The following is a 25,984-nucleotide window of genomic DNA, read 5'->3' on the forward strand; positions in this document are numbered from 1 at the left end:
TGGGGTGCCCGGCTCCGGCCGTCCGGCGGGGGACGGTGGGTCAGAACAGGCGCAGCTTGTCGTCCTCGATGCCGCGCATCGCGTCGTAGTCCAGGACCAGGCAGCCGATCCCGCGGTCCGTGGCCAGCACCCGCGCCTGCGGCTTGATCTCCTGGGCGGCGAAGACGCCCCGCACCGGCGCGAGGTGCGGGTCGCGGTTCAGCAGCTCCAGATAGCGCGTCAGCTGCTCCACGCCGTCGATGTCGCCGCGCCGCTTCAGCTCCACGGCCACCGTCCGCCCCTCGGCGTCCCGGCACAGGATGTCCACCGGACCGATCGCGGTGGGGTACTCGCGGCGGATCAGGGTGTGACCCTCACCGAGGATCTCGATCCGGTCCGCGAGCAGCTCCTGGAGGTGCGCTTCCACCCCGTCCTTGATGAGCCCCGGGTCCACGCCCAGCTCGTACGAGGAGTCGTGGAGGACTTCCTCCATCGTGATGATCAGTTTTTCGCCCGCCTTGTTCACCACGGTCCAGACGCTCTCATCGCCGTCGGCGCCCTCCTTCAGGGTGCACGGCGGAGACATCCAGTTGAGCGGTTTGTACGCCCGGTCGTCGGCGTGGATGGAGACGCTTCCGTCCGCCTTCACGAGGATCAGGCGGGGCGCGGAGGGCAGGTGTGCTGTGAGCCGGCCCGCGTAGTCCACGGAGCAACGGGCGATGACGAGACGCATGGTCGGCAACGCTACTCGACGCCGGGGGCCGAGCGCGATTTCCCCATCCGTCGCCCCCGTCACTCGGGCCTCGGTGCGCCACGGCGGATCGGGCTTGCCCCTCTTTGCGCCCCTTCGTTATTGGCCGGTTGTGTTCCCGTTCTCCTGGTGCGGCCCCGACTGCGCGCTTACCGTGGAAGCTGGAGGTCGCCGCCCGTGCACGCTGCGTCGTCGCCCCCCTTTCCCTGCCCGTAGGGCCCCGGTCACCGTCCGGGGCCGCGAGAGGAGAACCCATGTCGCTCGACGTCTCACCGGCTCTGTTGGAACAGGCCGAGCGAGGCGAGGTCGACGAAGCCGACTTCGTCGACTGCGTCCGGACCTCCCTGCCCTTCGCATGGGAGATGATCAGCTCGCTGGTGGCTCAGCTGAAGGTCGACGGCGGACAGTTCGCCGACAACCAGACGCCGCCCCCGGACGAGCAGGCTCGTGGTCAGCTGCTGCGCGCGCTCGCGAGTGATGCGATACGCGGCGCGCTGCAGCGGCACTTCGGAGTGCGTATCGCCTTCCAGAACTGCCACCGCGTCGCGGTGTTCCCGCTGGACGCCTCGGTCGACGACCGGCTGGCCAAATTCACCTCGGTGAGGGGTCAGTTGCTCAACCAGTCGCCCGAACTACGGGACTGCTGAACGCTTTCGCTGCCGCCCCGGACCGTGCGGGAGGTGCAACCGGCTTCGGGGCGGCAGCTCCTGCACCACCGCACCACGAGTCCCACGGGCGACCCACGGGCATCCCCACGAGCGGACCGGCCTCCGCTGCTCACGTGAGCAGCGGCAGCACATCGGCGCCCAGCCGCCGGACGTTCTCCTCGGTCGCCGCGAGATCCCCCGATCCCTCCACGAGAAGGGCGAAGCGCGTGATCCCGGTCCGCTCGGCCGTGGCCGCGAGCCGGTCGGCGGCCAGCTGCGGCGGGCCCACCGGGTGCAGTCCGCACAGCAGTTCCGTGTACGCGACCGGGTCCCGCATCACGCGGTGCCTGCCGTCCACCGTGACATGGGCGTCCAGCCCCTGCCGCAGCCAGCCGGGCATCGCCTTCACCAGCGTCTCGGTGGCCGCCGCCGTGTCGTCCGCGATCTGGGCCACCCCGGCGGACACATGAGCGGCTCCCGTCACCACCTCGGGCGCATGGCCCGCCTCGCGCGCCGCCGTACGCCACAGGGCGACCATCTCCGCCTTCTCCTCGTCCCCGCAGTGCATGCCCAGCAGCATCGGGAGCGCCTGCTCGGCCGCGAGCCGCACGGTCCCGGGCGAGGTGCACGCCACCACGACCTCGGGCCCCGGAGCCAGGGCGCCCGACCCCGCCGAGCCCCGCGCCGGGGCGGGCCCCGGACCCTCCAGCAGTTCGTCCGCGCGCGGCACCACCGCCACCTCGCGGAAGCCGAACCGCTCGCCGCGCCCCGCGACGCGCGGCTTCCGCAGCCAGTCGAGCACCAGGCCCAGCGCCTCGGGGAAGCCGTTCTCGTACGCGTCGAGTCCGCCGCCGAACACCTCCAGGTCCACCCACGGACCGCCCCGGCCCACCCCGAGCGAGAAGCGTCCGCCGCTGGTCAGATGCAGCAGCGCCGCCTGCTCGGCGAGGGCGACCGGGTGGTGGTTGGGCAGCACACTGACCGCCGTGCCGACCCGGATCCTGCGGGTGCGGCCGAGCAGCAGCGCGGCCAGCGTCGTCGCGGACGGGCAGACCCCGTACGGCACGAAGTGGTGCTCGGCCAGCCAGACCGAGTCGAGCCCGCTCTCCTCCGCGGCCTCGGTGGACCGGACGGCCCGGTGCAGGGCCTCGGCGGGCCCCTGCCCCGGAAACTGGGCTGCCAGAACGAACGTTCCGATGCGCATCGCCTATTGCCTCCTCGCGGCCGACGCGTTGATCCCCCCACGGGCAACAACGTCTGACACGTGCCAAAGGCACGGTCCCGCGCGAAGTTCTTGCGATTTTCCGCTAACTCACCCCGCTGCCGGGCCGGCCCCCACGCCGTCCGACATCCGCCGCCGACGCCAGGCTCTAGGCTGGGACCACCCGTGCCCGATCCGCCCCGTGAGGTGTCCTGTGTCCCCGCGCCGCAACCGTCCCCGTGGCGGAGAGAAGCCCGACGAGCATCCCGGTGCGGCGCCCGGCAGATACGGCGGCGGCGGGGCCACCGAGAGCTGGCGGGGCGAGGAGTGGTCGGTGCGCCCGGTCAGCGGCGCGAGCACCCTCGGCAAGCGGTACCGCTGCCCCGGCTGCGACCAGGAGATCCCCTCCGGGGTCCCGCACGTGGTGACCTGGCCCGAGTACGGCGGCATCGACGACCGCCGGCACTGGCACAAGGCGTGCTGGAACGCGAAGGACCGCCGCACCACCAGGGTGCAGCGGTCCCGCAACGCCCCGCGCCACTGAGGGCGGGGGCCGCCTCTCAGACGTCGCGCCGGTTCAGTACGGCGACGGCCCCGGCCAGGACCACCGCCGCCAGGCCGAGCATCAGCAGCACCGGTTCCCAGCCGGTCGGGCCGGTGCCGGTCATCGTCGTGCCGTACAGGCCGCCGAGCTGGTTGGGGATCGAGTAGTCGATCAGGAAACGCTGGAGGCCCCGCAGGTCCTCGGCGAACATGAACAGCGCGAGGACCAGCGGCAGCAGCACCACACCGATCATGATCGTGATCGCGCCCGCCGAGTGCCGCACGATCGCGCCGACCCCGAGCGCCAGCAGTCCGAGAGCCGCGACGTAGAGCCCGACGCCGACCGTGGCGAGCGTCCACTCGCCGGCCGAGGCCCCGGCTCCGGGGAGGATCGCGGTCTGGGCGACCGCCACGACCGCGGTCGTCACCGTCGTGACGGCGAAGATCAGCGAGGCGAAGACGATCGCCTTGGCCGCGAGCACCCGGACCCGGCTCGGGCAGGCGGTCAGCGTCGTGCGGATCATGCCGGTGCTGTACTCGGAGCCGATGGTCAGCACTCCGAGCGTGATCACGCAGATCGAGCCCAGCAGCACTCCGAAGAGGCCCAGCGTCAGGACCGGCTCGCTCTGCATGCCGCTTCCCCGGTCCGCCGCGAGCAGCACCGCGACGCCGGGCCCGACCGTCAGCATCAGCGCGATCATCACGCCGAGCGTCCAGGCCGTGGCCCGCACGGAACGGATCTTGGTCCACTCCGAGGCGATCGCGTCGCCCAGGGTGGCGGCCCGGATCGGGATCGGCGACTCGTAGGAGCCCGGCAGGCCGGCGTCCGGCGCCTGCGGGGTGGCCGGGGTGGTCATCTGAGGTCCTTGCTGGTCTGCTCTCCGGCCGGGGTGGCGGAAGAGGTCTCGACGGCGGTGCTCTCGGCGGAGGCCGGGGTGCCGGGGGCCCCGGCGGAGGAGACCGGAACGGCGGCAGGGGAGGGGACGGTCACCGGAGCCGCGCCGGGGGCGGGGCCGGACGGCGCGGGGGACCGGCCCGGTACGGGCGGCGGCGGGGCGAACCAGCCCTCCTGCGCCACCTCCACCGGCTCGGGGACCGCGTCGACGGTCCCGCCGACGGGATACCCGTACGCGTCCAGGGGCTGCGGCTCCGCGAGGCCCGCCTTGGCGTCGTCCGTCGAGCGGTAGTCCACCAGGCCCTGCGTCAGCCGCATGTACGCCTCCTCCAGGGACGCCTGGTGCGGCGACAGCTCCCACAGCCGTACGTCGCAGCCGTGGGCCAGCTCGCTGATCCTCGGCAGCGGCAGTCCGGTGACCCGCAGGGTCCCGCCCGGCTCCGAGAGGACCCGGCCGCCCGCCTCGATGAGCGCGGCCGTCAGCCTCCGGCGCTCCTCGGGTCCGTCCTCGGGCACCCGGACGCGGGCGAAGTCGGCGGAGTTGGCCGAGATGAAGTCCGTGACGCTCATGTCGGAGAGCAGCCGGCCGCGCCCGATCACGATCAGATGGTCCGCGGTCAGCGCCATCTCGCTCATCAGATGGGACGAGACGAAGACGGTCCGGCCCTCGGCGGCCAGCATCTTCATCAGGTTGCGGACCCAGTGGATGCCCTCCGGGTCGAGACCGTTGACCGGCTCGTCGAACAGCAGCACCCGGGGATCGCCGAGCAGCGCCGCCGCGATCCCGAGCCGCTGCCCCATGCCGAGTGAGAAGCCGCTCGTACGCCGCTTGGCGACGTCCCGGAGGCCCACGACGCCCAGCACCTCGTCCACCCGCGCCGCCGGGATGCCGGCCAGCTGGGCCAGGGAGAGCAGGTGGTTGCGGGCGGTGCGGCCGCCGTGCACGCCCTTGGCGTCCAGCAGCGCGCCCACCAGACGCGGAGCGTTCGGGAGGCTGCGGTAGGGGTGGCCGTTGACGGTGACGTGACCCGCGGTGGGGCGGTCCAGGCCGAGGATCATGCGCATGGTCGTGGACTTCCCCGACCCGTTGGGACCGAGGAAGCCGGTGACGGCCCCCGGCCGCACCTGGAAGGAAAGGTCGTCCACGGCCGTCTTCGCGCCGTAGCGCTTGGTCAGGCCGACTGCCTCGATCATGCTCCAGCCCCATCGACTCACTCTGTCGTGCGGGGCACGGGCCGCCCGGCCGCACACCCCCGTAAGAGTTAGGAGGATAACCAGGCGCTGACGGTTCCGGCCAAGTTGCGCACAGCCCGCGACCGGGCCGTCACCCGCTCCCGGACGGCCGGGACGGCGTGCTCAGGCGTCCCGCTTCTTCAGGACCAGGAAACCGCCGAGCACCGCCGCCAGCACCCACAGAGCCATGATCCCGAGCCCGCCCCAGGGGCCGTACGGGGCCGGATCGCTGTTCATCGCGTCCGGCACGACCTGCATGATCTTCGACCCGGCCTGGTCGGGGAAGTACCGGGCGACGGTCTTGGCGCCCGGCACCGCCGCGAGGATCTGCGACACCAGGAAGAAGAACGGCATCAGGATGCCGAGCGACAGCATGGAACTGCGCAGCATCGCCGCCACCCCCATGGAGAAGACCGCGATCAGCCCCATGTAGAGCCCGCCGCCGACGACCGCGCGCAGCACGTTGTCCGCGCCGAGGTCGGTGCCCCGGTCGCCGAGCATCGCCTGACTCAGCAGGAACGAGACGAAGCTGGTGAGCAGCCCCACGACCAGGGCCAGCGCACCGGCGACCGTGATCTTGCTGAACAGGAAGGTCGCCCGCTGGGGGACCGCCGCCAGCGAGGTGCGGATCATGCCGGAGCTGTACTCCGTACCGACCACGAGCACCCCGAAGACGACCATGGCGAGCTGGCCGAGAATGGTCCCGGAGAAGCTGACGAAGGTCGGGTCGAACGTGGCCTGCTCCGCCTCGGACAGGTCGTCGAACTGGGCGTTCAGCAGCGCGCTCAGCGCCGCGCCCATCACCACCGTGACGACGAACGCCGAGATGAGGGTCCAGGTGGTCGAGGAGACCGACCGGATCTTGGTCCATTCCGAGGTGAGAACCGCGGGTACCGATGCCATGGTCGTCACGCCCCCTTGCCGTCGGTGGAGCCGGGCTGCTTCCAGGTCTCGCCCCAGCCCGCGCCCACGGCTGGTGGTCCGGCCGCCGGGTCCCGTTCCGTATGGGCGTGGTATTCCACCGAACCGGCGGTCATCTGCATGAACGCCTCCTCCAGCGAGGCCCGCTGGGAACTCAGCTCGTGCAGCACCAGCTGGTGACGGGCCGCCAGCTCACCCAGCTCCTCGGTGGAGGCGCCGTCGATCTCCAGGACGCCGCCCGCCGTCTCGACGGCGGTGAACCCCTCCTGGTGCAGGATGTCGCGCAGCCGCTCCCACTGCGGGGAGCGCAGCCGCGTGTAGCTGCGGGAGTTCTCCTGGATGAAGTCGGCCATCGAGGTGTCGGCGAGGAGCTTGCCCTGGCCGATCACGATCAAGTGGTCGGCGGTCAGCGCCATCTCGCTCATCAGATGCGAGGAGACGAAGATGGTCCGGCCCTCCGCGGCGAGCGCCTTCATCAGGTTGCGGATCCAGTGGATGCCCTCGGGGTCCAGTCCGTTGACCGGCTCGTCGAACATCAGGATCTCGGGGTCGCCCAGCAGCGCGGAGGCGATGCCGAGCCGCTGGCCCATGCCGAGCGAGAACCCCTTGGACTTCTTCTTCGCCACCGCCGTGAGGCCGACCATGTCGAGCACCTCGTCCACCCGGCCGCGCGGGATGCGGTTGCTCTGCGCCAGGCACAGCAGGTTGTTGTACGCGCTGCGGCCGCCGTGCATCGCCTTGGCGTCGAGGAGCGCCCCGATGTACTTCAGCGGTTCCTGGAGATCGCGGTAGTGCTTGCCGTCGATGCGCACCGTACCGCTGGTCGGATTGTCGAGATCGAGCATCATCCGCATCGTGGTGGACTTGCCCGCCCCGTTCGGACCGAGGAAACCCGTCACGATGCCCGGCCTGACCTGGAACGACAGATGATCGACGGCGATCTTGCTGCCGAACCGTTTGGTGAGTCCCTCGAGCTCGATCATGCGCACACGCTAGAACGTGAGAGCGCCCGGCGCCACCACACGGGCGGAACCGGGCGCACACGGGGTCCTTCGCGCGGCGGGGCTCAGCGGGTCTGCTGGGCCGGGACGCCGCGGTTGGCGGGCTCGTCGTCCGTCGGGGAGCCGGCGGCGGCCACGGCTGCGCCGGTCAGCGTCGCCAGCATCTCGCGGACGTTGGTCAGCTGCGCGTTGATCGAGTCGCGGCGGTTGGTGAGCGCCGCGAGCTCGCGCTCCGATTCGCTGCGGATGCGGTCGGCCTTGGCGTTGGCGTCGGCGACGATGTCCTCCGCCTGGCGCTGCGCGGTCTCCACCGTCTGGCGGGCCCGGCGCTCGGCGTCCGTGCGGAGCTTCTCGGCCTCCAGGCGGAGCTGCTCGGCGCGGTGCTCGATCTCGGCGAGACGCTTCTCCGCCTTGGCCTGACGCGACGCGAGGTCGCGCTCCGACTGCTCGCGGCGCTTGGCGAGGTTGGTCTCGAAGTCGGCCGCGGCCTGGGCGGCCTTGGCGCGGGTCTCCTCGAAGAGGGCGTCGGCCTCCTCACGCTTCTGCTGGGCGTCCTTCTGGGCGTCGGAGCGCAGGGTGTTCGCCTCGCCCTGGGCCTTCTCGACGATCCGGACGCCCTCGTCCTCGGCCTTCGCCTTGCGCTCGGCGGCGAAGGTCTCGGCGTCGTTGCGCACCTGCTGGGCCGCCGACTCGGCGAGCTCGCGGTGCTGCTCGGCCGCGCGACGGGCCTCCTCGCGCAGGTCCTTCGCCTCCTCCTCGGCGAGGCGGAGAATCTTCTCGACACGGGCGCCGAGCCCGGCGTACGACGGCTCGGCGTCGTTTACCTGGGCCTGGGCGTTCTGCGTTTCGAGGTGCAGCTCCTCGATGCGCTTTTCCAGAGAGGTGATTCGGGCCAGAGCACTGTCACGGTCGGCGACGAGCTTGTTGATGCGGTCGTCCACCTGACCGCGGTCGTAGCCTCGTCGCACGAGCTCGAAGCCGAAGGGGGAGGAAGGGTCACTCATGGGGTTCCTGTCGAATGAGACCGGTGAGGTGATAGAGGGAATCCTAGGGGCCATCGCGGCGTGTCAGCGTGAAGATGCCGGTTTGATCTGGAGAATGACACCCCTTTTGAGTGGCTGACCCCCGGAGCGCTTGCCACTGCGGGGTTGAATGTCCATGACGAAGCCCGGTGCGCCGCGGACCGCTACCGCTCGGACGCCTTGCCCCCCGATCGCGTGCCCGCCGCCGCCGGAGCCTTGGAGCCTCCCCCGGCACCGGCCGCCGGCTTTCCTCCCCCGGTCGGAGTCTCGAAAGACTCCAACGCTTCCAACACGTCCTGGACACGGGAGATCTCCGCATTGATGTCCTCGCGCCTGCGCACCAGGACGTCCAGTTCGCGCTTGCCCTCCTCGATCGTCGCCTTCGCCTCGGCCTCGGCGTCGGCCCGCAGCTTCTCCGCCTCGCGGACCAGCCCGGCCTTCTTGGTCTCGGCCTCCTTCAGCAGCGACTCGGCCCGCTTCACCGCGGCGATCCGGACCTTGCTCGCCTCCGCGTTGGCCTCCGCCAGCAGCTCCTTGGCCTTCGCCTCGGCCTCGTCGCGCTGCTCGGTCGCCGCCTTCATCAGATGGTCGACGCGCTCCCCGGCGGTCTTCATCTGCTCGGAGGTCTCCCGGCGGGCCCGCTCGTGCAGCTCCTCGATCTCGCTCTCCAGCCGGGCCCGCTGGGCCTCGGCCCGCTCCCGGATCTGGGTCGCGTCGCGCCGCGCGCCCACCAGCAGCTCGTCGGCGTCCGCACGGGCGCGCTCCACCAGGGTGTTGCCCTCGACGGTCGCCTCGGAGGTGATGCGCACGGCCTCCTTGCGGGCCGCGCCGACCATCGTGTCGGCCTGGCCCTCGGCCTCGGTGGCCGTCCGCAGCGCTTCCTCCCGCGCCTTGTTGATGAGCTGGTCCGCCTGCTCGGCCGCGTCCGCCCGGCGCTTGGCCGCCGCCTCGCGCGCCTCGTCCAGCACCCGGTCCGCCTCCTCGCGGGCCTGCGAACGCAGCTCCTCCGCCGCCGACTCCGCCTCCGCGCGCAGCCGTTCGGCCTCCTCGTGGGTGCGGGCCGCGTGCTCCTGCGCCGCGCCCAGCCGCTCGGCCGCCTCGGCGCGCAGCCGCTCGGCCTCGGCCGTCGCCTCGGCCAGCATCCGGTCCGCCTGCTCGGTGGAGTCCGCCCGGCGGCGGTTGGCCTCCGTGGTGGCCTCGACGACCAACTGCTCGGACGCGCGGGCCGCCTCGGTCCGCAGGCGCTCGCTCTCGCCGGTGGCCTCGCCGATCAGCCGGTCCGACTGGGCCGCCGCCTCGGAACGGATCCGGTTGGCGTCCTGACGGGCCTCGGCACGGGCGCGCGAGGCGTCCTGTTCCGCCGACGCCAGGGCGTCGGACGCCTCGGTCCGCATCCGCTGGCTGTACTCGGAGGCGTCCGCGCGCAGCCGCTCCGACTCGCCGATCGCCTCGGAGACGGTCCGCTCGGCCAGCGCCTTCGCCGCCGCGGCCTCCTCCTCGGCCTCGCGGCGCGACCGCGCCGCGTCCTCGTTCGCCTCGCTCCGCAGCCGTACGGCGTCCTCCGAGGCCCGCTCCCGCTCCGCGTGCGCGTCGGAGCGGACCCGGTCCGCCTCCTCCTGCGCCTCGGTGCGGGTGCGCTCCGCCGCGTGCTCCGCCGCCGAACGCAGCCCGGTGATCTCCTCCTCGGCCTGCTCCTGCAGACCCGCGACGGAATCCCGGACCTGCTGGGCGGTCTGCTCGGCCGCCGCGACCAGCTCGGCCGCCCGCGTGTCCGCCTCCTCGACCAGCCGGGCCGCCTCCGCCTCGGCCTCCTCGACCCGCTTGCGGGCTGCGGCGAGCAGCTCCTCGCTCTGCTCGCGGGCCCGCTCGCGCTCCTGTTCGGCCTCGGTCCGGGCCGCGCCGAGGATCTCGTCGGCCTCCCGCCGACGGCGCGTGGCCTCCTCGCGGGCGGCCTCCAGCGCCTCGGCCGCCTCGGCGGCGACCCGCTCGGCGGCGGCCGCGGCCTCCGCGCGCACCCGCCCGGCGCTCTCCTGCGCCTCCGACTTGAGCCGCTCCGCCTCCGCGGCCGCCTCGCTCCGCAGCCGTACGGCGATGTTCTCGCCCTCGGCGCGCGACTGCGCGGCGTCCGCCGCCGCCTCGTCGCGCAGTCGCTCGGCCTCCGCCTCGGCCTGCTCGGCCAGCGCCCGCAGCCGCTCGGCGGACTCGGTGCGCAGCCGCTCGGTCTCCTCGGCCGTCTCGCGGCGGAGCCGCTCGGCCTCGGTCCTGGCCTCGCCCAGCGCCTCCTCGGCGGCGGCGAGCCGGGACTCCGCCTCGGCGTGCAGCCGGGCCAGCTCCTCGGCGGCCTCGGCCTGCCGGGCGGCGACGCCCCGCTCGGTCTCCTCGCGCAGCTCGGTCGCGGCCGCCTCGGCCGCCTCCGTGAGGGCGGCGGCCTGCTCCTCGGCCTCGGCCCGCATCCGGTCGGCCTCGGACCGGGTGCGCTCCAGCGTCTCCTCGGCCTGCTTGCGCAGGGTCGCGGCCCGCTCGGCGGCCTCGGCGCGGATGCGCTCGCTCTCGCCGTTCGCCTTGGTGCGCAGCTCGTCCGCGTCGGAGCGGGCCCGGGTCAGCAGCTCCTCGGCGGTACGGGCGCCCTCCTCCAGCTGCTGGACCGCCTCGCGGCGGGCCTCGCCCCGGATGCGCTCGCCCTCGGCGACCGCCTGGGAGCGCAGCTCCTCGGCCTCGCCGCGCAGCCGGCGGGCCTCCTCCTGGAGCTCGACCGTCTTGGCCCGGTACTCCTTGGTGTCGTCCTTGGCCGCGCCCTTGAGCTCGTCGGCCTGCTCCTCGGCCTCGCCGCGCAGCCGGTCCGCCTCGGCCTGGGCCTCGCGCCGGATCCGCTCGGCCTCCTCGCGGGCCGCCTTCGTGGTCGACTCCGCGTCCTCGGACGCCTTGGTCAGCACCTCCTCGGCGCTGCGGGCGGCCTTGGCGAGCTGGGCGGCGGCGTCCTCGGCCGCCGCCGTACCGGCCTTCTCGGCCGCCTCCGCGACCAGCCGCTCCGCCTCGGCACGGGCGTCGGCGAGGGCCTGCTCGGCCTCCTCCTTCAGCGCCTCGGTGCTCTTGGTGGCCTCCCCGACCAGCCGGGCGATCTCCGACTTGGCCGTACGGGTGCGCTGCTCGTTCTGCGACTCGGCGGCGGCGACCTGCTTGGCCGCCGTCTCCTTCGCCTCGGAGAGGACCTTCTCGGCCTCCAGCCGGGCCTCGCGCAGCCGGGTCTCGGCCTCCGACAGCCGCTGCTCGGCGGTGCGGTTGAGCTCGGCGGTCTGCTGGCGGGCCTGGTCGGTCTCCGCCGTCGTCGTGGAGCGCAGCTGCTCCGCGTGGCTGGTGGCCTCCTGCGCCTGGGCGGAGGCGTTCACCAGGAGCCGCTCGGCGTCCTTGCGGGCGCGCAGCAGGATCGCTTCGGCTTCGGCTCGGGCCGCCTCGGCCTCGGAACCGGTCCGCCGCCGCGTCTCCTCCGCCAGCCGGGCGGCCTCCTCCCGCGCGGCGGCCAGCGCCTGCTCGGCCTCGGCGCGGGACTCCTCCAGCAGCCGGCGGGCCTGCGACTCGGTGCGGGCGCGCAGCTGTTCGGCCCAGGCGACGTTCTCGTTGACGTGCGACTCGACGGTCTGGCGGCGCTCCGCCAGCTCCTGGTCGAGCCGCTGCCTGCGCTGCACGGCCTCGGTGTGCAACTCGGCCTGCAGGCGCGCCTGGTGCTCGGCGTGCTCCTGGAGGATCCGCTGCGTCTGGGCCCGTGCCTCGCGCAGTTCGCGCTCGGCGTCGCTGCGCATCTGCTCGGCCTGGATCTGCGCGTTCCGCAGCATCTGCTCGGCCTGGTAGCCGATGTCCGCGCTGTCGTACGCGGGACGGTTCGCGAGATTGCGCCGGGCCTCGTGCAGCTTGGCACGCAAGACCTCGACCTGGTAGCCGAGGTCCTCGGCGTGCTGGACGGCCTTCTCCCGGTCGGTCTTCAGCCGGTCCATCTCGGCTTCGAACCGCGAGAGATGGTCGTCTTCAGCTCGGTGGCTCTCCTGGCGTTCGTAGCCCCGCACTGCGCGGTCCCATCCTTCCCCGAGCTCTCAACTTCTTCCCCGAGCTCTCAACTTCGTTCGAGCAGGGGAGACACCACTGAGCAGGGGAGACCCCAACCCTGGTCGAAACCCTCCGCACGAGCACTGCTCGGCGGCGAGTCGTCTCCCGGGGAATGGTGACAGACAAACGACGAGGACGCGGTACGGCCCCGACCCGGCCCCGGCCCGGAGCCGCCCACTCTACCGGGCCGGATATGCGGAGGTCAGTGCTCCGTCCGGCTCGTGACCAGTTCGGTGAGGACACCGTGGCAGTCCTTGGGGTGCAGGAACGTGATCCGGGACCCCATCGAACCCGTCCTGGGCTCGTCGTACAGCACCCGGACGCCCTTCTCGCGGATGTCCGCGGCGTCCCCGTCCACGTCCTCGGTCCCGAAGGCGATGTGGTGCACGCCCTCCCCGTTCTTGGCCAGCCACTTGCCCACGGCCGAGTCCTCGCGGGTGGGTTCCAGGAGCTGGAGGTAGGAGGCCCCGCCGTCCGAGGTCCCGTTGATCTTGAGCATGGCCTCCCGGACGCCCTGCTCCTCGTTGATCTCGGAGTGGAACACCTCGAAGCCGTACGTGGCACGGTAGAACTCGACGGTCCTGTCCAGGTCGAAACAGGCGATTCCGATGTGATCGATGCGCGTCAGCATGGATTCAGCATGGATCGGCTCCCGCGCTCCCGCCATGGTTACACAACGTGCGCGCCGTCACACCGGCAGCCGGATGACGGGCGGGGGAGCGCTCAGTACATTCAGGTAAACCCTCGTTCACATCCGATCCCAAGGGGCCGTGCCCATGCCAGCAACGACCGGTACCACCACCTCAGTGATCGTCGCGGGCGCCCGGACGCCCATGGGCCGTCTCCTCGGCTCCCTCAAGAGCTTCTCCGCGGCCGACCTCGGCGGGTTCGCGATCAAGGCCGCGCTGGACCGGGCGGGCATCGGCGGCGACCAGGTCCAGTACGTGATCATGGGGCAGGTGCTCCAGGCGGGCGCGGGCCAGATCCCCGCCCGGCAGGCCGCGATCAAGGCCGGCATCCCGATGAACGTCCCCGCGCTCACCGTCAACAAGGTGTGCCTGTCCGGGCTCGACGCCATCGCGCTGGCCGACCAGCTCATCCGCGCCGGGGAGTTCGACGTCGTGGTCGCGGGTGGCCAGGAGTCCATGACCAATGCCCCGCACCTGCTCCCCAAGTCCCGCGAGGGCTACAAGTACGGCGCGATCGAGATGCTGGACTCGATGGCGCACGACGGTCTCACCGACGCGTACGAGAACATCCCCATGGGCGAGTCCACCGAGAAGCACAACCGCCGCCTCGGTCTCGACCGCGCCGCCCAGGACGAGATCGGCGCGCTCTCCCACCAGCGGGCCGCCGCCGCGCGGAAGAACGGCCTCTTCGACGCCGAGATCACCCCGGTGGAGATCCCGCAGCGCAAGGGTGACGCCGTCCTCTTCTCCCAGGACGAGGGCATCCGCGCCGAGACCACCGCCGAGACCCTCGGCAAGCTGCGCCCCGCCTTCGCCAAGGACGGCACCATCACCGCCGGCACCTCCTCGCAGATCTCCGACGGCGCGGCCGCGGTCGTCGTGATGAGCAAGGCCAAGGCCGAGGAGCTGGGCCTCGACTGGATCGCCGAGATCGGCGCCCACGGCAACGTGGCCGGTCCCGACAACTCCCTCCAGTCGCAGCCCTCCAACGCCATCCGGCACGCCCTGAAGAAGGACGGCCTGACCGTCGACGACCTCGACCTCATCGAGATCAACGAGGCGTTCGCCGCCGTCGCCGTCCAGTCCATGAAGGACCTGGGCGTCACCTCGGACAAGGTCAACGTCAACGGCGGCGCGATCGCGCTCGGTCACCCCATCGGGATGTCCGGCGCGCGGGTCGTCCTGCACCTGGCCCTGGAGCTGAAGCGGCGCGGCGGCGGTACGGGCGCGGCGGCGCTGTGCGGCGGCGGCGGTCAGGGCGACGCGCTGATCCTGCGCGTTCCGGGCAAGTAGTACGCGTGACGACGCCGGGCCCGTACGGGGTCCGGGACGGGGCAAGGCGAACGGAGCGGTGAACGTGGACGTGGACGTCCCCACGCTGGTCGAGCAGGCGCGAGCAGGCAGGCCGCGTGCGGTGGCCCGGCTGATCTCGCTGGTGGAGGGGGCGTCCCCGCACCTGCGCGAGGTGATGGCCGCGCTGGCGCCGCTGGCGGGCCACGCCTACGTCGTCGGGCTCACCGGCTCGCCGGGCGTCGGCAAGTCCACCTCCACCTCGGCCCTGGTCTCCGCGTACCGCCGGGCGGGCAAGCGGGTCGGCGTCCTCGCCGTCGACCCGTCCTCGCCGTTCTCCGGCGGGGCGCTGCTGGGCGACCGGGTCCGGATGTCGGACCACGCCTCGGATCCGGGCGTCTACATCCGTTCGATGGCGACCCGGGGCCACCTCGGCGGCCTCGCCCGGTCGGCCCCGCAGGCCATCCGGGTGCTGGACGCGGCCGGCTGCGACGTGGTCCTCGTCGAGACGGTCGGCGTCGGCCAGTCCGAGGTGGAGATCGCCTCCCAGGCCGACACCTCGGTCGTCCTGCTCGCGCCCGGCATGGGCGACGGCATCCAGGCGGCGAAGGCCGGAATCCTGGAGATCGGCGACGTGTACGTGGTCAACAAGGCCGACCGCGACGGCGCCGACGCCACCGCCCGCGAGCTGAACCACATGCTCGGCCTGGGCGAGGCCCGCGGCCCCGGAGACTGGCGTCCCCCGATCGTGAAGACGGTCGCGGCCCGGAGCGAGGGCACGGACGAGGTCGTCGAGGCCCTGGAGAAGCACCGAGCCTGGATGGAGGAGCACGGCGTCCTGACCGAGCGCCGGACCGCTCGCGCGGCCCGCGAGGTCGAGACGATCGCCGTGACCGCCCTGCGCGAGAAGATCGCGGACCTCCGCGGCGACCGCCGCCTGAACGCCCTGGCCCAACGCATCGTGGCGGGAAGCCTGGACCCGTACGCGGCGGCGGACGAACTGGTGGCGGGGCTGACAGAAGGCTCCTGACCACCTGAGCGTGCGCGCGAAGGCCCTCGGAGCGGCGCTCACAGCCGCTCCGAGGGCCTTCGCGCGCACGGGGCCCGTTCCCCGGCGGAGGTCAGCCGTCGTCGCCGTCCCGGTCGTCGCTCCCGCCCTCGTCGTCACGGTCGCTGTCGCCGTCGTCGTCGCGGTCCGCCGTCACCTTGCCGGTCTTCGCGTCCACGCGCAGTTCGTGCTGCTTGCCGTCCTTGCCCTCGATGTCGACGTCCCAGCGCAGGACCTCGCCCCGACGCCCGTCGTCATCGTCGTCCAGGTCGATCGACGTGATCGTGCCCGGCGCGGTCTTCAGCGCCGCGGCCGCCGCCCGGTCCAGGGTGACGGCGGAGGAGCGGGGCGCGTGGCGGTCGCGGTCGTCGCTGTCGTCGTCGCGGGTCTTCAGGACCGTGCCACTCGTGGCGTCCACCGTGACGTCGTGCCACTTCTTGTCGGTGCCGCGTACGTCCAGCTCCCAGACGGTCCGGCCGTCGTGGTCGTCGTCGTCCGCGTCCAGCTCGGCCCCGGTGACCGTGCCCGGAGCGCTCTTCAGCGCGGCGGCGACGGCCCGGTCGAGAGAGACCCGGACGTCCTTCGCGGCGGCGGCCCGGTCGTCGTCCCGCTCGTCGGAAGCGTCGTCCGTACGGTCGTCGGCGTCCTTGTCGTCGGCCGGGCCGACGCTGCTCGCGCTCCTGGAGGGCGCGCGGTCGCCGTCGTCGTCGCTGTCCGCGAAGGCCACGGTGCCGGCGGTGGCGCCGCCGATCAGAACGGCCGCGGTGATCGCCGCGATGGTGACGTTGCGCTTCATGGGTTCCTCCCGAGGGCTGCTGTGCTGTTCGACGGGTCCCACATTGCCGACCCGATGCTGAACGCAGCCTGAAGCCACCTGAAGGCGTCTTCAGGCGGAGTTTGCGAGGCTGTGCGCATGCGCCTGTTGATCGTGGAGGACGAGAAGCGACTCGCGGTGTCCCTGGCCAGGGGACTCACCGCCGAGGGTTTCGCCGTGGACGTCGTGCACGACGGGCTCGAAGGGCTGCACCGCGCGAGCGAGGGCGGCTACGACCTGGTGATCCTCGACATCATGCTGCCCGGCATGAACGGCTACCGGGTCTGCGGCGCCCTGCGCGCCGCCGGGCACGAGGTGCCGATCCTCATGCTGACCGCCAAGGACGGCGAGTACGACGAGGCCGAGGGCCTGGACACCGGGGCCGACGACTACCTGACCAAGCCCTTCAGCTACGTCGTGCTCGTCGCCCGGGTCCGCGCCCTGCTCCGCCGCCGGGGGGCCGGCACCGCCGCGCCCGTCCTCACCGTCGGCCCCCTGCGCATCGACACCGCAGCCCGCCGGGTGATCCGCGACGACGACGAAGTCACGCTCACCGCCAAGGAGTTCGCCGTGCTGGAGCAACTCGCCCTGCGCGCCGGGCAGGTGGTCGGCAAGGCCGAGATCCTGGAGCACGTCTGGGACTTCGCCTACGACGGCGACCCGAACATCGTCGAGGTCTACATCTCCACCCTGCGCCGCAAGTTGGGCGCCACCGCCATCCGTACGATACGCGGCGCGGGCTACCGACTGGAGGCGCGGTGAGGTCCGTCCGGGCCAGGGCCGCCCTCGGGGCCACCCTGGTCGTCGCCGTCGCCCTGGTCGCGGCCGGCCTCGCCGTCCTCCTCGTCCTGCGGACCAACCTGATCGACCAGGCGGACCTCCAGGCCGAGGTGGCGGCCCGCGAGGTCGCCGGGGAGCTGGCCACGGGAACCCCGTACGGCGAGGTGGAGCTGGACGACGAGGAGGACCACCCGGTCCAGGTGACCGACGAGGAGGACCGCGTCGTCCTCGTCTCGAAGGACCTGCGGGCGGTCACGGGCACCGGCGCGAGCGGCGTCACCCCGGCTCCCGCCGCCTCCGCCGGCCCCTCCCCGTCACCCGGCGACGACGATGACGACGGCGACGGCGACGACGACGGGTCCCGCCCCGGCCGGGGCCAGGTCTCCCACGACGACCCGGACTTCTCCGACGGCACCGCCACCGTCGACCGCACCACCGCCGACTACCGCTTCGCCGCCGTCGAGGCCACCACCCCCGACGGGGTCACCCTCACCGTGTACGCGGGAGCGCCCCTCGCCGCCGAGCAGGAGGCCGTGGACACGGTGCGCGGGGCCATGCTCACCGGGCTCCCGGTGCTCCTGCTGGTCGTCGCCGGGGTGACCTGGCTGGTGACCCGCCGCGCGCTGCGCCCGGTCGAGGGCATCCGCCGCGAGATGGCGGCGATCACCGCCTCCGAGGATCTGACCCGCCGGGTGCCGGAGCCGGACTCCCGCGACGAGGTCGCCCGGCTCGCCCGGACGACGAACGAGACGCTCACCGCCCTGGAGGCGTCCGTGGAGCGGCAGCGGCGGTTCGTCGCGGACGCCTCGCACGAACTGCGCTCCCCGATCGCCTCGCTCCGCACCCAGCTGGAGGTGGCCGAGGCCCATCCGGAGCTGCTGGACCTTCCGGGCGCGGTCGCCGACACCGTACGGCTCCAGGTGCTGGCGGCGGATCTGCTGCTGCTGGCCCGGCTGGACGCGGGGGAGAAGCCCGGTGGTGGGACGGTGGAGCTGGGCGCGCTGGTGCGGGAGGAGGTCTCGCAGCGCACCGGGGACCGGATCGCGGTGGCGGTCGAGATCCCGGAGGGCGGTGCGTTCGAGGTGACCGGGTCGCGCGGGCAGCTCGCCCGCGTGGTCGGCAACCTGCTGGACAACGCCCAGCGGCACGCGGAGGCGCGCGTCGCGGTGTCGGTGGCCGCCGACGGGCGCGGCGTACGGGTGGAGGTCCGGGACGACGGAGCGGGCGTGCCCGAGGACGAGCGCGAGCGGATCTTCGAGCGGTTCGTCCGGCTCGACGACGCCCGCAGCCGGGACGACGGCGGCGCCGGCCTCGGCCTCGCCATCGCCCGTGACGTCGCGGCCCGTCACGGCGGGACGCTGACGGTGCACCGGGCGGACGAGGGCGGCGCCGCCTTCCGCCTCCGGCTGCCGCACCCGGCCTGACGTACGTGCGGTGGTGGGGCGGCGCACGGTGGCGGGGGCCCGCCGCGCCCGGCACCGACGTACGCGGCCCCGGAACCCGCCGCGCACGGCAGATCCGGCGCTCGGTCCTACAGCTTGCCGCGCTTGCCGCGCAGGTGGTCCGCGATCGGGGTCAGCGCCGCGTGCAGCCCGGCCAGCGCCTCGGGGGAGAGCAGGTCCATGAAGTGCTGCCGCACCGAGGCGACGTGGTGCGGGGCGACCTTCCGCATGGTCTCCGCGCCGTGCTCGGTGAGGACCGCGAACAGTCCGCGCCGGTCGGACTCGCAGTGCGTACGGCGGACCAGCCCGGCGGTTTCCATACGGGTGATCTGGTGCGAGAGCCGGCTCTTGGACTGGAGGGTGGCGGCGGCGAGGTCGCTCATCCGCATCCGCTGCTCGTCCGACTCGGAGAGGTTGACCAGGATCTCGTAGTCGTTCATGGTCAGGCCGAACGGCTGGAGGTCCTTCTCCAGCTGGTGCATCAGCAGCCTGCTGACGTCCAGGTGGGTGCGCCAGGCGCACTGCTCCGCGTCGCTCAGCCAGCGGGTGGCCGTCTCGGTCTCCATATATGGATTCTACCTAAGAAGTTGAAAGCCGGACGAAATGGGGGTGTGACGCCCCGCATCTCCGGCCCGCCGGAGTGGCGACAGGCCCGTGGGCAAGCACCGACGCCGGGGCGCAGACGTTCGACGTCACACTCCGCAGACTACCGCTCACAACCCGAAGCGACGCTGGAGGTCCCCCAGCTGGCCGGGCATGCGCGGTGTGGCGCCGTGTTGACCTCCGCCGCCCGGAACGCCCGGCTCGTTCGGGACGACGCCCGCCGCCTGCTCCGCCATCAGCACCTCGGACGACTGGAGCAGCACCGTGCCCGCCCCGACGAACTCGAACTGGTGCTCCTCGCCCGACGTCCCGCCGATCCCCGTCAATGACCGGATACCGCCCATCACGCCCGTCATGTAGCCGTGGTCGTAGTGGTGGCAGGGGGAGGGGCAGTCGGCCCAGCCCACCAGTGCCTGGGGGTCCACCCGCAGCGGCGGCTCCATGAACACCACCGGGCCGTTCGACGCGGCCACGAACTTCCCCGTGCCGATCAGCGTCACGAACCCCGGCACGATCGACTGCTTCAGCGCCATCGTCGGCTGGTAGGCCAGCAGGTTCCCGGACCGGATGGTGAGGTTGCCGTCCTCCAGGTCGAAGGAGTTCACGTCGAACGCCCGGTCCGCCAGCAGCATCTTCCCGCTGCCCTCGGCCACCACCCAGTCGCTCGCGTGCAGCGGCGAATGGAAGCTGGAGCGCACCAGCCGCTCGAACCGGCCGTGCCCGATCCCGTCGAACCGGATCTGCCCGTAGTAGGCGATCATCTTTCCCTTCTGCAGGAACCACCGGCTCCCCTTGAGCTCCACGCAGAAGGTGTAGGCGTTGACGTTGTCGTCCGACGGCAGCGTCATCGGATCGAAGACCACGGGCGCGCTCACAGCTTCTCCTCCGACGCCTGGACGTACACCGCACCGCTCCCGCTCAGCTCCAGCTGGAACGCCTCGCCGGAGCCCCGCCCCACCATGTCCCGCCAGCCGACCGCCGTGGACAGCTTGTTGCGGACCTCTCCGTGGTGGGCCACGTACGCCTGCGGGTCCACATGGACCTCCCGGCCCGGGGTGATCGGCAGCTCGATCACCCCGCCGTGCGCCATCACCGCGACCGCGCCATGCCCCTTGAGCGTCGTGGTGAACAGGCCCTGGCCGGTGACCTGGCCGCGCACCATGCCCATCACCCCGCCCTGCGAGCCCATGAACATGGTGCCCTGCTGGAGCGTCCCGTCGAAGGCGAGAAGGCGGTCGGCCTCGACGTACAGGGTGTCGCCGGACAGGTTGATCACCTGGATGTGGTGGCCGCCGTGGCCGAACATCACCGTGCCCGACCCCTCGACCGTCATCAGCGGTGTCGCCTCGCCCGCCACCCGGCGGCCGATCATCGACGCGAGACCGCCCTGGCCGCCCTGGATGTTCGGCGTGAACGACACCTCGCCCCGGTACGCCAGCATCGCCCCGCGCTGGCTGAACAGCTTCTGGCCCGGCGCCACGGTGGCCTCGACCATCTTGGAGTTGATCTCCCGGAACGGCATCAGACATCGCCCCCGACCGTGTTGCGCTCGCTGGGCTGGACGTAGACCAGGCCGTCGCCCTCGAAGCGGATCTGGAACGCCTCGCCCGAACCCTCGCCCATCAGCGTCCGGAAGGTCACGCCCGCCTGGAAGTGCTGCTGGAGCCGCCCCTGGTGGGCGATGTACGCGCCGGGGTCCACCGTCAGCGGATACTGCGGCGACACCCGCAGCAGCACCGCCGCGCCGTCCGACATGATCGCCGCCTGCCCGGTGCCCTCCACCGTGGTCGTGAACAGGCCGTTGCCGCTCGCCCCGCCGCGCAGCCCGGTGAACGTGGTGCCCGTGCGCAGCCCGGCGTCGGTGGCCAGCAGATTGCTCGCCTCCACGTACAGCGTGTCGCCGTGCAGCGACACCAGATTGATCTCGCTCGCCCGGTCCGCGAAATAGCAGGTGCCCTGCCCGGACACCTCCATCACCGTCATCTGCTCGCCGGTCAGCCGGCGGGTCACCATGCCGCGCAGGCCCTCACCGCCGCCGGACAACTTCTTGAAGGCCATCCGGCCGTCGTACGCGACCATCGAGCCGTTCTTCGCCTTGACGGCGTCGCCGGTCAGATCGACGGCGAGCGTCTTGCTGCCTTGGAGTCGGAACATCGCCACGCCACGACGGTAGCCCTCCGCCCGGCCTCCGGGCCAGATCCCACCGAACGGGTACGCCCCTCACGCTCCCCTGATGCGCACCCGGACCGGCCCTGATATGCGCCGCCGCGGACGGGCGCCCCTCCCGGAGGCCCCCGGCTCCGGAAGCCTCCCGGCGCGATGCCACAATGGGGGACGGCTTGTGCGTGCGTTCACAAGCCCACGCGACCCCTCTCACCGAAGGTGCCCCTGTGGACATCAAGACCGCCTCCGCCCTGCACCGGCTGCGCCTCATCTCGATTCCCGAGGCGCTGTCCTTCCCCGCCCTGATCCTCTTCGGCTCGGTCCTCAGCCGCGTCTCGGACATCGACTTCCTGATGATGCCGCTCGGCATGATCCACGGTGCGCTCTTCGTGATCTACGCGGTGTTCCTGCTGGACGTCTGGGTGAAGGCGAAGTGGCCGCTGGGGCGCGTCGCGCTGTTCTTCGTCCTCGCGGTCATCCCCTTCGGCGGGCTCTACGGCGACAAGCTCCTCAAGAAGTACGAGGCCGACGGCGTCATCGCCGCCCGCGCCCGCCGCGAGGGCACGGTCAGCGCATGATCGTCGCGTTCTCCGTCTCGCCGCTCGGCGTCGGCGAGGACGTCGGGGAGTACGTCGCCGACGCCGTGCGGGTCGTCCGCGAGTCCGGGCTCCCGAATCGCACCGACGCCATGTTCACCTCCGTCGAGGGCGAGTGGGACGAGGTCATGGACGTCGTCAAGCGCGCCGTGGCCGCCGTCGAGGCCCGCGCCGGGCGTGTCTCCCTGGTGCTCAAGGCCGACATCCGGCCCGGCGTCACCGACGGACTGACCTCGAAGGTCGAGACCGTGGAGCGGTATCTCGCCACCTGACGGCCCGTCCGCGCGGGCCCTCCCGCGTTCACCCGAAAAGCCCCCGGCGCCACACGGCCGGGGGCTTTCGCGGCGCCGGGCCGAAAACCGCTCACTCGGACCTGCCGAGTCGACACGCCGTTAGCTGTCCCCTTCTGTAGGGATATCAACCCGTTCGACAGTGGGAGGCACGGTGCGGTCGGAGGGCTACGACTACGACACCTACAGCCGGCTCGCGGGACCGCTCACGGAGCCGGACCCGACCGGGTACCGGGTGCGGTACAGGAGCCTGCTCTCGACGGAGAAGCACCGAATAAGAGCCGTCCTGCTGATGACCCTCGCGCCGCTCCTCACCGGCGCCCTCCTGCTGTACCTGGTCTGGCCCACGCACTGGACCGAGCGGGAGAACGGGGAACGCTGGCTGGTCGCCGCCGACACCGTGATGCTGGTGTCGATCGCGCTGATCGAACTGTTCATGCTGGTCAACGTGGTCTCCATCGCGCACGCCACGCTCGTCGCGCGGGACCCGGTCCCCGTGACGCCCGAGCCCGGCACCCGCGTCGCCTTCCTGACCACGTACGTCCCCGGCAAGGAACCGCTCTCCATGGTCCGCGCCACCCTCAAGGGAGCCGTGCGGCTCGCGCACGACGGGCCGCTGGACGTCTGGCTGCTCGACGAGGGCGACGACCCCGGAGCCCGGATGCTCTGCGCCGAACTGGGCGTCCACCACTTCACCCGGCGCGGGGTCCCCGAGTGGAACCGCGAGAAGGGCGCCCACAAGGCGAAGACCAAGCACGGCAACTACAACGCCTGGATCGCCCTGCACGGCGACGACTACGACTTCTTCGCCTCCGTCGACACCGACCACGTGCCCATGCCCAACTTCCTGGAGCGGATGATGGGCTACTTCCGCGACCCGGACGTCGCCTTCGTCGTCGGACCGCAGGTCTACGGCAACTACGACTCGGCCGTCACCAAGGCCGCCGAGTCGCAGCAGTTCCTCTTCCACGCCCTGATCCAGCGCGCGGGCAACCGCTACGGCGCCCCGATGTTCGTCGGCACCAACAACGTCGTGCGCATCGCCGCCCTGCGGCAGGTCGGCGGCCTGTACGACTCGATCACCGAGGACATGGCCACGGGCTTCGAGATCCACCGCCGCCGCAACCCGCGCACCGGACGCTTCTGGCGGTCCGTCTACACCCCCGACGTGCTCGCCGTGGGCGAGGGCCCCGCCTCCTGGACGGACTTCTTCACCCAGCAGCTGCGCTGGTCACGGGGCACCTACGAGACGCTGTTCCGGCAGTACGGCAAGGCGCTGTTCCGGGTGCCGCCGGGCCGCCTCCTCAGCTACACGCTGATGCTCGTCTACTACCCGATGACCGCCGTCAACTGGCTGCTCGGCGTCCTCAGCTGCGTGCTGTTCCTCTGGCTCGGGGCCTCCGGCACCCAGGTCGCCGCCTCCATCTGGCTGATGCTCTACAGCGACGCCGCCGCGCTCCAGATCGGCCTCTACCTCTGGAACCGCCGGCACAACGTCTCGCCGCACGAGCCCGAGGGCTCCGGCGGCCTCGCCGGCATGGCCATGTCCGCGATCTCCGCCCCGGTCTACCTGAAGTCGCTGGGCTCGGCCGTGCTGCGCCGCGACGGCCGGTTCGTCGTCACGCCCAAAGGCGGCCAGGCGTCCCCGGACCGGCTGCTCACCTTCCGTATCCACCTCTTCTGGGCGGCGGTCCTGCTCTCCTCGCTGGCCGCGTCCGTCGTCCTGGACCACACGCATGCCGCGATGCGGACCTGGGCGGCGCTCGGCCTGGCGATCTCCCTCGCCCCGGTCGCCGTATGGGCGTGGACCGTCCGGCAGGACCGGCGGGCCGGGGCCGCGCGCGCCGTCCCCGTCCCCGCGCCCCCCTCGCCCGAGGCGGCGGCGTACGTCCCCACCGCCCCGTCACCGTCCACCACCACCGCGACGGCGGGCACCACCGCCACCACCACCGCAGGAGGGAACTGAGCCATGGCCTACCGGCCTTCGAAGAAGATGAAGAAGACCCTTCTGGGCGGCGGCGCGGTGGTGCTGCTCGCCGGACTGAACGCGCCCGCCGCGCTGTCCTTCGCCGAGGACCGGTACCACGCGTACAAGATCGACCAGCCCGCCTACAAGGCCGAGTACGGGTCCTGGGAGCGCGTGAACATTCCGAAGGAGTACCGCACCAACGCCATCCACGCGGCGCTCCTGCACACCGGCAAGGTCCTGATCGTCGCGGGCTCCGGCAACGACCAGAAGCACTTCGACGAGGGCACCTTCGACACCGTGCTGTGGGACCCGGCCGAGAACACCTTCCAGAAGATCCCCACCCCGGAGGACTTCTTCTGCGGCGGCCACGCCCAGCTCCCCGACGGCCGCCTCCTGATCGCGGGCGGCACCGCCCGTTACGAGGTGCTCGACGACAAGGTGAAGCGGGCCGGCGGCGGCATGCGGGTCAAGAACGAGAACCCGGACAAGCCCCTGAAGCTGAAGAAGGGCACGGTCTTCCGCTCGCCCTCCGGCGCCGAGTACGTCGCCAAGTTCGACGTCACCGTCCCCAGGGCCAAGCGCGAGTTCGAGGTCGACTACTTCGAGAGCGGCCAGATGAAGCCGTGGAAGACCAAGGTGACCGCCGCCGAGCAGCGGGTCTTCGTCGAGGCGGTGGACGACGGCCCGGACGCGGTGGCGACCGACGCCGCCCAGTACGAGATCGTCGGGCTGAAGGGCAAGGAAGCCGACAACGCCTACGGGCTGGCCGAGAAGATCACCATGGACAAGCAGGACTTCCAGGGGATCCGGGCCGCCTACGAGTTCGACCCGACGGCCGAGAAGTACATCCCGGTCGACCCCATGAAGGAGGCCCGCTGGTACCCGACGCTCGTCGGCCTGGAGGACGGCCGGGTGCTCTCCGTCTCCGGTCTCGACGACGTCGGCGCGATCCTGCCGGGCGACAACGAGATCTACGACCCGAAGACCAAGAAGTGGTCCAAGGGCCCCTTCCACTACTTCCCGACCTACCCGGCGCTGTTCCTCACCAAGGGCGGCAAGCTGTTCTACCCGGGCGCCAACGCCGGCTACGGCCCGGCGGACAAGGGGCGCGAGCCGGGGATCTGGGACATCGAGAAGAACACCTTCGCCAAGGTCCCCGGACTGACCGACACCGACCAGCTGGAGACCGCGGCCTCCCTGCTGCTGCCGCCCGTGCAGGACCAGAAGGTGATGGTGCTCGGCGGCGGCGGGGTCGGCGAGTCGAAGAAGTCCACGGCCCGCACGGCCGTCATCGACCTCAAGAAGAAGAACCCGGCCTTCGAGGCGGGCCCCGACCTGCCGCAGGGCACGCGCTACCTGAACAGCGTGATCATGCCCGACGACACCGTCTTCACCAGCGGCGGTTCCGAGGACTACCGGGGCCGCGGGGCCAGCAACATCCTGAAGGCGCAGTCCTACGACCCGAAGACCAACACCTTCGAGGAGGCGGCCGCGCCGACCGTGGGGCGCAACTACCACTCCGAGGCGCTGCTGCTGCCCGACGGGCGGGTGGCGACCTTCGGCTCCGACTCGCTCTACGGCGACAAGGACAACACCAAGCTGGGCAAGTTCGAACAGCGGATGGAGGTCTACACCCCGCCCGCCCTGCACCGCGGCAAGGACAAGCGCCCGGTGATCGGGAACGGCCCCGAGGACGCCGAGCGCGGCACGACGGTCACGTACGAGAGCGCCGACGCGGACCGCATCGCCACCGCCCGGCTGATGCGGCCGAGCGCCGTCACCCACACCACCGACGTGGAGCAGCGCTCCATCGAACTGGGGCTGGAGAAGGGCAAGGGCAAGGTGAGCGTGACCGTGCCGGACGACCCCACGCTGGTGCCGCCCGGCTGGTACATGCTCTTCGTCACGGACGCGGACGGCATCCCGTCCGAGGCGAAGTGGGTCAAGGTCGCCTGACGCCTCCGGAGGCGCGACCGCCCGCGCCCGCGGGTCCCGGCGGCCCGGCCCGG

At 72.1% G+C, this 25,984-nt stretch carries 24 protein-coding genes; 10 read left to right on the plus strand and 14 right to left on the minus strand.

From position 1 onward, the window contains the following. Positions 1-40 precede the first annotated feature (40 nt). Positions 41-712: an endonuclease NucS gene (gene nucS / locus QFZ71_RS22085; RefSeq protein WP_307669898.1), complete on the minus strand. Its 672-nt coding sequence runs from the start codon at positions 710-712 to the stop codon at positions 41-43. A 272-nt stretch (positions 713-984) separates the two neighbouring features. Here nucS and QFZ71_RS22090 point away from each other — a divergent pair, with 272 nt between their 5' ends. Further along, positions 985-1,377, plus strand: a complete 393-nt coding sequence (locus QFZ71_RS22090) for an SCO5389 family protein (protein ID WP_003966234.1) — start codon at positions 985-987, stop codon at positions 1,375-1,377. 130 nt (positions 1,378-1,507) lie between these two features. On the opposite strand, the gene QFZ71_RS22095 is transcribed toward QFZ71_RS22090, so the two are convergent. Next, entirely contained in the window at positions 1,508-2,581 is a 1,074-nt protein-coding gene (locus QFZ71_RS22095) for an LLM class flavin-dependent oxidoreductase (protein WP_307669899.1), read from the minus strand. 211 nt (positions 2,582-2,792) lie between these two features. Between QFZ71_RS22095 and QFZ71_RS22100 the strand changes: the two genes are divergently transcribed. Then, a complete protein-coding gene (locus QFZ71_RS22100; RefSeq protein ID WP_307669900.1) occupies positions 2,793-3,122 on the plus strand; it encodes an ATP/GTP-binding protein in 330 nt (109 codons plus the stop codon). A gap of 16 nt (positions 3,123-3,138) precedes the next feature. Here the strand turns inward: QFZ71_RS22100 and QFZ71_RS22105 are convergent, their stop codons facing one another. The 7 genes from QFZ71_RS22105 to mce all read right to left on the minus strand — a co-directional run bounded on the left by QFZ71_RS22105 (position 3,139) and on the right by mce (position 12,922). Beyond that, positions 3,139-3,978 (minus strand): ABC transporter permease subunit, encoded by an 840-nt coding sequence (locus QFZ71_RS22105; RefSeq protein WP_307669901.1) that lies wholly within the window; start codon positions 3,976-3,978, stop codon positions 3,139-3,141. Further along, positions 3,975-5,210 (minus strand): ABC transporter ATP-binding protein, encoded by a 1,236-nt coding sequence (locus QFZ71_RS22110; protein ID WP_307669902.1) that lies wholly within the window; start codon positions 5,208-5,210, stop codon positions 3,975-3,977. The genes QFZ71_RS22105 and QFZ71_RS22110 overlap by 4 nt, the downstream gene beginning before the upstream one ends. Positions 5,211-5,372: 162 nt before the next feature. After that, on the minus strand, positions 5,373-6,152 hold the full coding sequence (locus tag QFZ71_RS22115) for an ABC transporter permease (RefSeq protein ID WP_307669903.1): 780 nt from the start codon (positions 6,150-6,152) through the stop codon (positions 5,373-5,375). Between the two features lie 5 nt (positions 6,153-6,157). After that, positions 6,158-7,153 (minus strand): ABC transporter ATP-binding protein, encoded by a 996-nt coding sequence (locus tag QFZ71_RS22120; RefSeq protein WP_307669904.1) that lies wholly within the window; start codon positions 7,151-7,153, stop codon positions 6,158-6,160. 83 nt (positions 7,154-7,236) lie between these two features. Further along, positions 7,237-8,175 carry a cellulose-binding protein gene (locus tag QFZ71_RS22125; RefSeq protein ID WP_307669905.1) on the minus strand — a complete coding sequence of 313 codons (939 nt, stop codon included), beginning with the start codon at positions 8,173-8,175 and terminating at the stop codon, positions 7,237-7,239. Between the two features lie 182 nt (positions 8,176-8,357). Beyond that, entirely contained in the window at positions 8,358-12,251 is a 3,894-nt protein-coding gene (scy, locus tag QFZ71_RS22130; RefSeq protein ID WP_307669906.1) for a polarized growth protein Scy, read from the minus strand. 242 nt (positions 12,252-12,493) lie between these two features. Next, the gene (gene mce, locus QFZ71_RS22135) at positions 12,494-12,922 is read right to left on the minus strand and encodes a methylmalonyl-CoA epimerase (protein WP_307669907.1); all 429 of its coding nucleotides are present in this window, start codon (positions 12,920-12,922) and stop codon (positions 12,494-12,496) included. Positions 12,923-13,067: 145 nt separating this feature from the next. On the opposite strand from mce, the gene QFZ71_RS22140 reads away from it, so the two are divergent. Both QFZ71_RS22140 and meaB read left to right on the plus strand, forming a co-directional pair. Then, positions 13,068-14,273, plus strand: a complete 1,206-nt coding sequence (locus tag QFZ71_RS22140; protein ID WP_307669908.1) for an acetyl-CoA C-acetyltransferase — start codon at positions 13,068-13,070, stop codon at positions 14,271-14,273. Positions 14,274-14,331: 58 nt separating this feature from the next. Next, a complete protein-coding gene (gene meaB, locus QFZ71_RS22145; protein ID WP_307669909.1) occupies positions 14,332-15,300 on the plus strand; it encodes a methylmalonyl Co-A mutase-associated GTPase MeaB in 969 nt (322 codons plus the stop codon). Between the two features lie 91 nt (positions 15,301-15,391). Here the strand turns inward: meaB and QFZ71_RS22150 are convergent, their stop codons facing one another. Then, positions 15,392-16,114 carry a PepSY domain-containing protein gene (locus QFZ71_RS22150; protein WP_307669910.1) on the minus strand — a complete coding sequence of 241 codons (723 nt, stop codon included), beginning with the start codon at positions 16,112-16,114 and terminating at the stop codon, positions 15,392-15,394. A gap of 117 nt (positions 16,115-16,231) precedes the next feature. Here QFZ71_RS22150 and QFZ71_RS22155 point away from each other — a divergent pair, with 117 nt between their 5' ends. Together QFZ71_RS22155 and QFZ71_RS22160 are read left to right on the plus strand one after the other, a co-directional pair. Continuing rightward, positions 16,232-16,894 carry a response regulator transcription factor gene (locus QFZ71_RS22155; protein ID WP_307669911.1) on the plus strand — a complete coding sequence of 221 codons (663 nt, stop codon included), beginning with the start codon at positions 16,232-16,234 and terminating at the stop codon, positions 16,892-16,894. Then, entirely contained in the window at positions 16,891-18,336 is a 1,446-nt protein-coding gene (locus tag QFZ71_RS22160; protein WP_307669912.1) for a cell wall metabolism sensor histidine kinase WalK, read from the plus strand. Before QFZ71_RS22155 ends, QFZ71_RS22160 begins: the two co-directional genes overlap by 4 nt. A 107-nt stretch (positions 18,337-18,443) precedes the next feature. Here QFZ71_RS22160 and QFZ71_RS22165 read toward each other — a convergent pair whose 3' ends face one another. From QFZ71_RS22165 to QFZ71_RS22180, 4 genes are all read right to left on the minus strand, one after another. Then, a complete protein-coding gene (locus tag QFZ71_RS22165) occupies positions 18,444-18,920 on the minus strand; it encodes a MarR family winged helix-turn-helix transcriptional regulator (protein WP_307669913.1) in 477 nt (158 codons plus the stop codon). Between the two features lie 147 nt (positions 18,921-19,067). Further along, a complete protein-coding gene (locus tag QFZ71_RS22170) occupies positions 19,068-19,832 on the minus strand; it encodes an AIM24 family protein (protein ID WP_307669914.1) in 765 nt (254 codons plus the stop codon). After that, positions 19,829-20,479: an AIM24 family protein gene (locus tag QFZ71_RS22175; RefSeq protein WP_307669915.1), complete on the minus strand. Its 651-nt coding sequence runs from the start codon at positions 20,477-20,479 to the stop codon at positions 19,829-19,831. Before QFZ71_RS22175 ends, QFZ71_RS22170 begins: the two co-directional genes overlap by 4 nt. Further along, positions 20,479-21,111, minus strand: coding sequence for an AIM24 family protein (locus QFZ71_RS22180; protein ID WP_307671548.1), 633 nt, complete (start codon positions 21,109-21,111; stop codon positions 20,479-20,481). The genes QFZ71_RS22175 and QFZ71_RS22180 overlap by 1 nt, the downstream gene beginning before the upstream one ends. A 236-nt stretch (positions 21,112-21,347) precedes the next feature. On the opposite strand from QFZ71_RS22180, the gene QFZ71_RS22185 reads away from it, so the two are divergent. The 4 genes from QFZ71_RS22185 (at position 21,348) to QFZ71_RS22200 (ending at position 25,931) form a co-directional block, all read left to right on the plus strand. Beyond that, positions 21,348-21,698 carry a DUF3817 domain-containing protein gene (locus tag QFZ71_RS22185; protein WP_307669916.1) on the plus strand — a complete coding sequence of 117 codons (351 nt, stop codon included), beginning with the start codon at positions 21,348-21,350 and terminating at the stop codon, positions 21,696-21,698. Further along, entirely contained in the window at positions 21,695-21,988 is a 294-nt protein-coding gene (locus QFZ71_RS22190; RefSeq protein WP_307669917.1) for an MTH1187 family thiamine-binding protein, read from the plus strand. The genes QFZ71_RS22185 and QFZ71_RS22190 overlap by 4 nt, the downstream gene beginning before the upstream one ends. A gap of 172 nt (positions 21,989-22,160) precedes the next feature. Continuing rightward, positions 22,161-23,972 carry a cellulose synthase catalytic subunit gene (locus QFZ71_RS22195; protein ID WP_307669918.1) on the plus strand — a complete coding sequence of 604 codons (1,812 nt, stop codon included), beginning with the start codon at positions 22,161-22,163 and terminating at the stop codon, positions 23,970-23,972. A 3-nt stretch (positions 23,973-23,975) separates the two neighbouring features. Continuing rightward, a complete protein-coding gene (locus QFZ71_RS22200) occupies positions 23,976-25,931 on the plus strand; it encodes a galactose oxidase-like domain-containing protein (protein ID WP_307669919.1) in 1,956 nt (651 codons plus the stop codon). Positions 25,932-25,984 lie beyond the last annotated feature (53 nt).

It is taken from the genome of Streptomyces sp. V2I9, assembly GCF_030817475.1.
In the GTDB taxonomy this organism is placed as follows: Bacteria; Actinomycetota; Actinomycetes; order Streptomycetales; family Streptomycetaceae; genus Streptomyces.